The 9074-nt window shown below is 67.5% G+C and carries 8 protein-coding genes and 2 pseudogenes; 5 read left to right on the forward strand and 5 right to left on the reverse strand.

From position 1 onward, the window contains the following. Nucleotides 1-241, forward strand: a pseudogene (locus tag N878_RS05200) (hypothetical protein); the annotation flags it as partial. Nucleotides 242-247: 6 nt separating this feature from the next. Here the strand turns inward: N878_RS05200 and N878_RS05205 are convergent. The 4 genes from N878_RS05205 to N878_RS05220 all read right to left on the reverse strand — a co-directional run bounded on the left by N878_RS05205 (nucleotide 248) and on the right by N878_RS05220 (nucleotide 3935). Then, a complete protein-coding gene (locus N878_RS05205; protein ID WP_021442619.1) occupies nucleotides 248-859 on the reverse strand; it encodes a response regulator in 612 nt (203 codons plus the stop codon). A 63-nt stretch (nucleotides 860-922) separates the two neighbouring features. Continuing rightward, a complete protein-coding gene (locus N878_RS05210; protein WP_021442620.1) occupies nucleotides 923-2188 on the reverse strand; it encodes an OmpP1/FadL family transporter in 1266 nt (421 codons plus the stop codon). A 218-nt stretch (nucleotides 2189-2406) separates the two neighbouring features. Further along, complete coding sequence (locus N878_RS05215; protein WP_021442621.1) at nucleotides 2407-2886, reverse strand: hypothetical protein; 480 nt, start codon at nucleotides 2884-2886, stop codon at nucleotides 2407-2409. Nucleotides 2887-3080: 194 nt separating this feature from the next. Continuing rightward, nucleotides 3081-3935, reverse strand: coding sequence for a sulfurtransferase (locus N878_RS05220; protein ID WP_021442622.1), 855 nt, complete (start codon nucleotides 3933-3935; stop codon nucleotides 3081-3083). Between the two features lie 88 nt (nucleotides 3936-4023). Here N878_RS05220 and N878_RS05225 point away from each other — a divergent pair, with 88 nt between their 5' ends. From N878_RS05225 to N878_RS05235, 3 genes are all read left to right on the forward strand, one after another. Next, nucleotides 4024-4830 carry a 1-acyl-sn-glycerol-3-phosphate acyltransferase gene (locus tag N878_RS05225; RefSeq protein ID WP_021442623.1) on the forward strand — a complete coding sequence of 269 codons (807 nt, stop codon included), beginning with the start codon at nucleotides 4024-4026 and terminating at the stop codon, nucleotides 4828-4830. Between the two features lie 184 nt (nucleotides 4831-5014). Next, the gene (gdhA, locus tag N878_RS05230; RefSeq protein ID WP_021442624.1) at nucleotides 5015-6352 is read left to right on the forward strand and encodes an NADP-specific glutamate dehydrogenase; all 1338 of its coding nucleotides are present in this window, start codon (nucleotides 5015-5017) and stop codon (nucleotides 6350-6352) included. A 168-nt stretch (nucleotides 6353-6520) separates the two neighbouring features. Then, entirely contained in the window at nucleotides 6521-7201 is a 681-nt protein-coding gene (locus tag N878_RS05235) for a spermidine synthase (RefSeq protein ID WP_031302781.1), read from the forward strand. Between the two features lie 42 nt (nucleotides 7202-7243). Here N878_RS05235 and N878_RS05240 read toward each other — a convergent pair whose 3' ends face one another. Then, nucleotides 7244-8305, reverse strand: a complete 1062-nt coding sequence (locus tag N878_RS05240; RefSeq protein ID WP_021442626.1) for an SMP-30/gluconolactonase/LRE family protein — start codon at nucleotides 8303-8305, stop codon at nucleotides 7244-7246. A 132-nt stretch (nucleotides 8306-8437) separates the two neighbouring features. On the opposite strand from N878_RS05240, the pseudogene N878_RS05245 reads away from it, so the two are divergent. After that, a pseudogene (locus N878_RS05245) lies at nucleotides 8438-9074 on the forward strand (ribonuclease D); the annotation flags it as partial.

The raw sequence follows: 9074 nt of genomic DNA on the forward strand, positions 1-9074 counted from the left end.
GCTGATCAGCGATTACCGCCTGGCCGAGTCGGGCGACGGGCTGCAGGCCATCGAGTGCCTGCGCGAGGCCGCCGGACAGATGCTGCCGGCGCTGCTGATCAGCGCCGATCTGAGCCCCGAGCTGCAGGAGCGCTGCCTGCCGGCGCACGTCATGCCGCTGGGCAAGCCGCTGCTGCCGGCGCGCCTGCGCCAGGTACTGGCCAGTCTGCTGCCGCGCAGCGCGGAGCAGGAAACGGCCTGACGCCGATTACAGCCAGCCGCGCTGGCGTGCGGCGCTGACGCAGGCGGTGCGGGTGTGCACGGCGAACACCTCGAACAGCGCCTTGAGGTGGGTTTTCACCGTGTCCTCGGCCAGGCCCAGCTGGCGGCTGATGGCCTTGTTCGGCAGGCCTTCGGCCAGCAGCTGGAGGATTTCCAGTTGGCGCGGGGTCAGCGGCGAGGCGCTGGCCGGGGCCGGCAGGGTTTCGCCGAGCAGCACGCGGGTGACCGCCTGGCGCAGGGCGTTGCCGTCGGCGCTCTTGGGGATGAAGCCGAGCGCGCCTGCGGCCAGCGCGGCCTGGGCATCCAGGCTCGAGTCGCTGGCGCTGAGGATCGCCACCGGGGTGGCGTCGCCGCGCGCCAGCCAGCGTTGCAGCAGCTCCAGGCCGGGTTCGTCGGGCAGGCGCAGGTCGAGCAGGATCAGGTCGTAGGAATGCTGGCGCAGGCGCTGTTCGGCTTCCGCGGCGCTGTGCGCGGTGTGCACCTGCAGGTCTCGGGCGAGTGGCGCCAGGGCCAGGGCCAGGCCATCGAGGAAGATCCGGTGGTCGTCCACCAGCAGCAGGCGCAGGCGGTCGGGCAGGGTGGTGCAGAGGGCAGTCATGATGTTCTCACGCGGCTTTTCTTGTTGTTCTGCCGCGCGAGTGTAGCCAATCTCCGGCGCCGATTAGTAGCGGTAGGTCACTTGGGCGCCAAGACCGTGGGCGCTGTTCCGGTAGGTGGCGCGGTAGGAGCCCTTGAGCGGCTCGTCGAGGTCGATCTTGGCGTCCTCTTCCATCAGGTAGGAGTAGGCCAGGTCGAGGGTCAGGTCGTCGTTCGGGCTCCAGCCGGCACCGACGCTGAAGATGGTGCGGTCGCCGGTGGGGATGCGCGGCGAGCGGTGCCGATTGTTGGTCGGCGACTGGTCGACGGCCACGCCGGCGCGCAGCACCCACTGCTTGTTGAGCTGGTAGGCGGCGCCCACGGCATGCGCCCAGGTGTCGTGCCAGCCCTGTTCCTCGGTGATGGTGGTGAGGTTGGCGGCGAACGGGCCGGCCACGCCCTTGTTGTCCACGGTGATCTCCTGCAGGCGGCTCCAGCGGGTCCAGGTGCTGCCGGCGTAGAGGGTCCAGCGCTCGTCGAGGGCGTGGGTCACCGAGAAATCCACCGACTCGGGCGTCTGCAGCTCCAGGCTGGCATCGTACTTGCCGGCGGAGCCGGCCAGCAGACCGTCGCTCTCGACCTTGGTGTGGCCCTTGAGCTTGTAGTCCACCTTGGAGTGATAGGTCAGGCCGAAGCGGGTGGCAGCGTTCAGTTCGAACAGCACGCCGGCGTTGAAGCCCATGGCGAAGTCGTCGCCCTTGACCTTTACCTGGCCGGCCGCCGAGCTGGGCAGGAAGGGGTTGGGAATGGTCGAGGTCAGCTGGCCCTCGATATGGTTGAGGGTGGGGCCGAAGCCGACCGACCACTGGTCGTTGAAGCGGTAGCTGAGGGTCGGCTGCAGGGTGATCACCCGCACTTCGCTGAGGTTGGCGTAGCCGCGGCCCTGGAAGTTGCGCTCGTAGTCGGTGACCAGGCCGAAGGGCACGTAGAGGCCGAAACCGAAGCTCCACTGCTCGTCCAGCGGCTTGACGTAATAGCCCATGGGCGCGGCGACGAACGGCACCATATCGCCGTCGTTGCTACCGGGGATGCTGCTCTCGGCGTCGTCGATATCGCTCTTGGCGATGATCGCCGCCAGGCCGCCGCTGACCTGTTCGCGCTTGAGGCGGGCCATGCCGGCCGGGTTGCCGAAGACGGTGGTGGCGTCATCGGCGGCCGAGGAACGCCCGGCGAAGGCGGTGCCCATGGCGCTGACGCTCTGTTCGTTGATGGCGAAGCCGCTGGCCAGGCCGTGGCTCGAGGTGGCGGCGATGGCCATGGCCAGGCCGGTCTTGAGGAGGCGTTTGCTCACGAGAGAACTCCTGTGGGTGAGGCGGGGGGCGCACGCTACAGTTTTTCCTGACCCCTGCCAAGCCACATAAGTTCAGAGAAAATGGGGATATTGTCGGACAATTTTCGCGAATTGTCGGACATTACTACAGATTGTGTTTGGCGCTCTCGGGCCTTGCCGCGGCGCCTCGGCACCCTGCCTGTGGTGACTGTGCTGCGCGGGGTGCGGCGTGCTGCCCGCTAGGCGACCCGACTGAACTGACCGACCCAGCGCTGCCAGGCGTCGATGAAGTCGCACAGCCGTCCCTGCGGCTGGAACACCTGGCGCCACACGCGGGCCAGGCCGAGCAGGTCGTCGGCGTCCGGCAGCTCGGCCTGCTCGGCTTCTATAAGCAGCCAGGCGATGGCGGTGGCGTAGCGCAGGTTGACCGTCAGCTCCAGGTGCGGCGCGGCGAGAAAGGCGTGCTGGCTGGCCAGGCCACGCACCCGGCTGGCCAGCTCCGGGTCGCGCGCCAGGTGCTGGTCCCACAACTGCAGGTGGCGCTGTTCGGCGATGCGGTACAGGCCATGGCCGCGACGGTCGTCCAGGGCGCTGCCGAGCGCCGACTGGCTGGCCGCGGTGCCGAGCAGCAGGGCCTCGGCGACGGCGGAGTGACGCCCCAGGTAGAGCAGGGTAGGGCGGATGACGTGCTGGCTGAGATCGCAGGCGGCTATTCCCATGGCATCCTCGCGAAGGGTGCCGGTGGGGCCGGGCGCTTGGCAGCCTTGTTCGTCGTTCTGATAAAGGCCCCACCGGAAGCGGGGTTAGCCGCTCATTCTCAAGTCTAGTGCGACCTTTTCACTGTAAAGAGCTGTTTTTAAATTGTTTTCGGCTTTCGGTTATTTGCCATATTCCTGCTGGTACTTAAGCCGCTTCAATCGCCGGTGGCGATGGGGCGCCGCTGATCGGTGATCCATTCGCTCCAGGAGCCGGCGTAGAGCGGCGCCAGCGGATAACCGGCGAGGCTCAGGGCGAACAGGTTGTGGCAGGCGGTGACCCCCGAGCCGCAATAGGCCACCAGGCCTTGCGCCGGGCGCGCGCCGCGCAGGGCATCGAAACGCGCGCGCAGCTGTTCGGCGGGGAGGAAATAGCCGTCGGCGTCGAGGTTGTCGGTGAACGCCGCGCACTGGGCGCCGGGGATATGCCCGGCGACCGGGTCGAGCGGCTCCACGTCGCCGCGAAAACGCGGCAGGGCGCGGGCGTCGAGCAGGCACAGATCGGCCGAACCCAGGCGCCGGGTCAGTTGCTCGGCGTCCACCAGCAGGCTGGCGTCCGCCTGGCCGGCGAAGTCGCCGGGGGTGGGCGTCGGTTGCCGACGGTCGAGCGCCAGGCCGGCCTCGCGCCAGGCTTTCAGGCCGCCGTCGAGCAGGTACAGGCCGTCGCGCTTGCCCAGCCACAACAGCAACCACCAGGCGTGTGCGGCGAAGGCGCCGGGGCCGTCGTCGTAGAGCACCACCTGGCTGCCCGCGCGCAGGCCCCAGTCGCGCAGGCGCTGATTCAGCCGGGCCGGGTCGGGCAGCGGGTGGCGCCCGGTGACACCTTTGACGATCGGCCCGGACAGGTCCTCTTCGAGGTCGGCGAAGCAGGCGCCGGGAATATGCCCTTCCAGATAGCTGCGCCGGCCGTAGGCCGGGTCGTCGAGGGCGAAGCGGCAATCGAGCAGGACCAGCTCGGCTTGCCCCAGGCGTTGCTGCAGCTGGGCGGGGGTGAGCAGTTGCGCGAGCGGCATGGTGGCTCCTGTGTCGTGGCGGCGATTGCCGGCATCATAACGCCAAGCCTTTGCGCTGCAGCCATCTCCCGCGAAGAAGGAGCTATTTATGCTGAGCCTGCAACCCATCGCCCAGAGTGCGACCCTGGCCCGCCGTGTCGGCGTGGTGCTTGGTTCGCTCGCCGTGACCCTGTATTTCTGCCTGCGGGTGATCGGCCTGGCTGCCGTCGGTCGGCTCGACCGCGCCCGCGTCGACCGCTACACCCGCCGCTGGTCGCAGCTGCTGCTGCGCCTGGTGCGTATGCGCCTGGCGGTGCACGGCGCCTGTCCGGACTTCGGCGACGGCCGCCGCTACCTGATCCTGTGCAGCCACGCCAGCCACTACGACATCCCCGCCAGCTTCGTCGCCCTGCCTGGCTCGATCCGCATGCTGGCCAAGCGCGAGCTGTTCCGCATCCCCTTTCTCGGCCGCGCCATGCGCGCCGCCGAGTTTCCCTCCATCGCCCGCCAGCAGCATGAACAGGCGCTGCGCGACCTGGCGCGGGCGCGGCAGATGATGGAGAGCGGCATCGTCCTGTGGGCCGCGCCGGAGGGCACGCGCTCGCCGGATGGCCGCCTGCAGCCGTTCAAGAAGGGCTGCTTCCACCTGGCCCTGGATACCGACGCGATCATCGTGCCGGTGGCCATTCGCGGCATCCAGCACGTGCTGCCGGCGCGCACTTGGCGCTTCAACCTGGATCAGTCGGTGCAGCTGCTGATCGGCGCGCCGATCGACGCCGGCCGTTACCGCCGTGACGAGCTGCCGCGGCTGATGCTCGATACCCGTGCCGGCATGGAGCGCCTGCTCTACGGCGCCGCATCGCAGATGCCGGCGCCGAGCCCGGGCGTTGCACCTGCTTGTGTGCTCGAAAAGTGAGCGTAATCTGAGTCGATCTGGTGCGATTTTCTGTTGGGTGCTCTGAATTCACTGTTTTAGAGGGTTTTTCCCGATAGGTTTTGCGCACCAAATAGTTTCATAAAGGCGACATATTGATCTGTTTTGGTGCCTTGGCTGCTGATAGAGTGCCGCGCATTCTGTCTGCCTGGCGTCGAGGTGCCGCATGTCGTTGTCCGTTGAAAGCTTCCTGTCGCGCCTGAAGCAGCGCGATCCCGATCAGCCGGAATTTCACCAGGCGGTGGAGGAAGTGGTGCGCAGCCTGTGGCCCTTCCTCGAGGCCAATCCGCGCTACCGCGAGGCGGGCATTCTCGAGCGCATGGTCGAGCCGGAGCGCGCCATCCTGTTCCGCGTGCCCTGGGTCGACGACCGCGGCCAGGTGCAGGTCAACCGCGGTTACCGCATCCAGATGAGCAGCGCCATCGGCCCGTACAAGGGCGGCCTGCGCTTCCACCCCTCGGTCAACCTGGGCGTGCTCAAGTTCCTCGCCTTCGAGCAGGTGTTCAAGAACTCGCTGACCTCGCTGCCCATGGGCGGCGGCAAGGGCGGCGCCGACTTCGACCCCAAGGGCAAGAGCGAGGGCGAGGTGATGCGCTTCTGCCAGTCGTTCATGAACGAGCTGTACCGCCATATCGGTGCGGATCTGGACGTGCCGGCCGGTGATATCGGCGTCGGCGCCCGCGAGATCGGCTACCTGTTCGGCCAGTACAAGCGCCTGTCCAACCAGTTCACCTCGGTGCTCACCGGCAAGGGCCTGAGCTACGGTGGCAGCCTGATCCGCCCCGAAGCCACCGGTTATGGCTGCGTGTACTTCGCCCAGGAGATGCTCAAGCGCATCGACCAGGGCTTCGAGGGCCAGCGCGTGGCCATTTCCGGCTCCGGCAACGTCGCCCAGTACGCGGCGCAGAAGGTCATGGAGCTGGGCGGACGGGTGATCTCGCTGTCCGACTCCGAAGGCACGCTGTACGCCGAGGGCGGGCTGAACGAGGAGCAGTGGCAGTACCTGATGGAGCTGAAGAACCAGCGTCGCGGCCGCCTGCGCGAGATGGCCGAGCACTTCGGCCTGCAATTTCTCGCCGGCCAACGGCCCTGGCGCCTGGCCTGCGACATCGCGTTGCCCTGCGCGACGCAGAACGAGCTGGACGGCGAGGATGCCCGCGCGCTGCTGAGGAGCGGCTGTATCTGCGTGGCCGAAGGCGCCAACATGCCCTCGACCCTGGAAGCGGTGGACCTGTTCGTCGAGGCCGGCATCTGCTACGCCCCGGGCAAGGCCTCCAACGCCGGCGGCGTGGCCACCAGCGGTCTGGAGATGAGCCAGAACGCCATGCGCCTGCACTGGAGCGCCGGCGAGGTGGACGAGCGCCTGCACGGCATCATGCAGAACATCCACCACGCCTGCGTGCACCACGGCGAGGAGAAGGGCCGGATCAACTACGTCAGGGGCGCCAACATCGCCGGCTTCGTCAAGGTGGCCGATGCCATGCTGGCGCAGGGCGTGGTCTGAGAACCTGCTCAAAGGCTGACTTTGAAAAGGCTCTGAAAGCAGCGTCGCTGTAGTCACGAGGCCTCGCGTGTCAACGCGGGGCCTCGTCGTTTTTGGCGGGGCTGTGCTGCTCGGCCGATTCAGGCATGCTGCCTGCCCTCACGCTCGCTACACAGGTCTTCGCTCTGCATGAAACGTTTTGTCTTGCTCGACACCGCTCCGATCCCGGGTACGAATGGTGCGCTGAACCTGTTCGAGTATGGGGACGACTTCGTCATCAAGATCGCCGGTGGCGATGGCGGGCAGCTGATGAATACCCGCATGCACGGCTCGGAAGATGCCCTGGCGGCGATTCCCTGCAAGCAGATCGCGAGCCTGCCAGAGGTGCGGGTGCTGATCGGAGGTCTGGGCATGGGCTTTACCCTGGCCTCGGCGCTACAGCACCTGGGGGCTGACGCCGAGGTGGCGGTGGCCGAGCTGGTGCCGGGCGTGGTCGAGTGGAACCGTGGCCCGCTCGGGGCGAAGTCCGGTTATCCGTTGAATGACCCGCGTGCAGTGATCATTCAGGAGGACGTCGCCAAGGTGCTGCAGGCCGCCGAGCAGCGCTACGACGCGATCATGCTGGATGTCGACAACGGTCCGGAAGGACTGACTCAGAAGGGCAATGACTGGCTGTACAGCATGGATGGCCTGCGCCAGTGCGCCAAGGCGCTGAGGCCCAGGGGCATGCTGGCAGTGTGGTCGTCCAGCGCCGACCGCGCCTTTTCGGAGAAAGTGCGCAAGGCGGGCTTCAAGGGCGAAGCGGTGCAGGTGTATGCCCATGGCAACAGGGGCACGCGGCATACCATCTGGATTGCCCAGAAGGTCTGAGCGGGCTGCCCAGGTCGTGAGTGACCTGGGCAGCTGCATTGCTCAGTGAATCTGCAGTTTGCCGATACGGTCGTTGTCCAGGCTGCCGAAGTACAGATGGTCGCCCACCGGTTTCACCGAGGTGACCATGCGCAGGTGCGTGCCGCTGGTGTCGTGCAGGCTGCGCACGATTTCGCCCTGTTCATTGAGGGCGATGGCGAAACCGTAGGGGATCGCTTTCGGCCACAGCGCGCGCGGCAGCTTGGCCAGTTGCGCCTTGAGCCAGGGGTGACGGTGGAGGAAGTCGGCGTCGGCCTTGCGCGGGGTGGGCAGGGCAACCCAGAAGGTGCCCTTGCGGTCGCCCTGCAGGTTGTCCGGCAGGCCCGGCAGGTTGTCGATGAAGATGTCGTGCTGGCCGGCCTTGTCGCCCTTGAGCCAGTAGCGGGTGATGCGATAGCGGTAGGTCTCGTTGACCAGCACGAAGTCCTCGTTCGCCGACAGCGCCACGCCGTTGGCGAAGTACAGGTCCTTGAGCAGCACGCGGGTCTGGCCTGTGGCCGGGTCATAGGCCAGCAGGCGGCCGTGCGGGCGGGCCTCGAGCAGGTCGAGCAGGTAGTCCGGCTGTTGGAAACGCGAGGAGGCGTCGCTGAAGTAGATGGTGCCGTCGCTGGCGATATCCAGGTCGTCGGTGAAGGCGAAGGGCAGGCCCTCGGCCTCGGTGGTTAGTACCTTGACGTTACCTTGTGGGTCGATGCTCAGCAGGCCCTCGTAGGCGTCGGCGACGATCAGGTTGCCGCTGGCGTCGAAGTCCATGCCCAGCGGCCGGCCGCTGGTGTCGACGAAGGTCTCCACGCTGTCGTCTGCCAGCACGCGGACGATGCGCCCGTCGTGCAAGCCGGCATAGACCCGGCCTTCGGCGTCCACGGCGGTATCTTCCGGACCATGCAGCTGGCCGCGGGCCAGCAGTTCGGCCTTCATCAGGGTGTCGTTGGGCTCCAGCACGCCGGTCATGGCCGGCGCGGCGGGCGCGTCCCAGCCCAGCGGGTCGATGGGACTGGGGGTGATGGCCAGGTAGCCGGCCGCGGCGGCCAGCAGCACGACGAGCAGGGCAAGCAGTTTCTTCATTGTTGTTCTTCCGTGTCGGGGGCAAGCGATGCGCGGCACAGGTTACACAGTTCGCCGGCGCAGTGGCAGGGCGCTGCCCCGTCCGGCGGTCGGGGCATATATACTGCGCGGCATTCTTCACGGGAGAGCCGCGTGGCTAACGATATTCACTGGATTCGCGACGACGCCAGCCTGGCCGAGCATTGCGCCGTCTGGCAGGCGTTGCCCTTCGTCGCGCTGGACACCGAGTTCATGCGCGTCGACACCTTCTATCCCATCGCCGGCCTGCTGCAGGTCAGCGAGGGCGCGCGGGCCTACCTGATCGATCCGCTGTGCATCGGCGACTGGGCGCCCTTCGCCGCGCTGCTGCAGGCGCCGCAGGTGGTCAAGGTGCTGCATTCGTGCAGCGAGGACCTGGAAGTCTTCCTGCGCCTGACCGGCAGCCTGCCGACGCCGTTGTTCGATACCCAGCTGGCCGCCGGCTACCTCAACCTGGGCTTCTCCATGGGCTACTCGCGCCTGGTGCAGGCGCTGCTGGGCATCGAGCTGCCCAAGGGCGAGACCCGCTCCGACTGGCTGCAGCGGCCGCTGTCGCAGACCCAGGTGAGCTACGCCGCCGAGGACGTGCTGCACCTGGCGGAGGTGTACCGGGCGCTGACCGCCCGCCTGTCGCCGGAGAAGTATGCCTGGGTGCTGGAGGATGGCGCCGAACTGGTCGCCGGCCTCGGCCGCGAGGTCGACCCGGAGCAGGCCTGGCGCGAGGCCAAGCTGGCCTGGAAGCTGTCGCGTC

Source organism: Pseudomonas sp. EGD-AK9 (genome assembly GCF_000465935.2).
In the GTDB taxonomy this organism is placed as follows: domain Bacteria; phylum Pseudomonadota; class Gammaproteobacteria; order Pseudomonadales; family Pseudomonadaceae; genus Aquipseudomonas.

Coding starts and splice junctions, on each gene's coding strand:
- N878_RS05205 (WP_021442619.1), bottom strand. CDS start 859: ATGACTGCCCTCTGCACCACCCTGCCCGACCGCCTGCGCCTGCTGCTG.
- N878_RS05215 (WP_021442621.1), bottom strand. CDS start 2,886: ATGGGAATAGCCGCCTGCGATCTCAGCCAGCACGTCATCCGCCCTACC.
- N878_RS05220 (WP_021442622.1), bottom strand. CDS start 3,935: ATGCCGCTCGCGCAACTGCTCACCCCCGCCCAGCTGCAGCAACGCCTG.
- N878_RS05225 (WP_021442623.1), top strand. CDS start 4,024: ATGCTGAGCCTGCAACCCATCGCCCAGAGTGCGACCCTGGCCCGCCGT.
- gdhA (WP_021442624.1), top strand. CDS start 5,015: ATGTCGTTGTCCGTTGAAAGCTTCCTGTCGCGCCTGAAGCAGCGCGAT.
- N878_RS05235 (WP_031302781.1), top strand. CDS start 6,521: ATGAAACGTTTTGTCTTGCTCGACACCGCTCCGATCCCGGGTACGAAT.
- N878_RS05240 (WP_021442626.1), bottom strand. CDS start 8,305: ATGAAGAAACTGCTTGCCCTGCTCGTCGTGCTGCTGGCCGCCGCGGCC.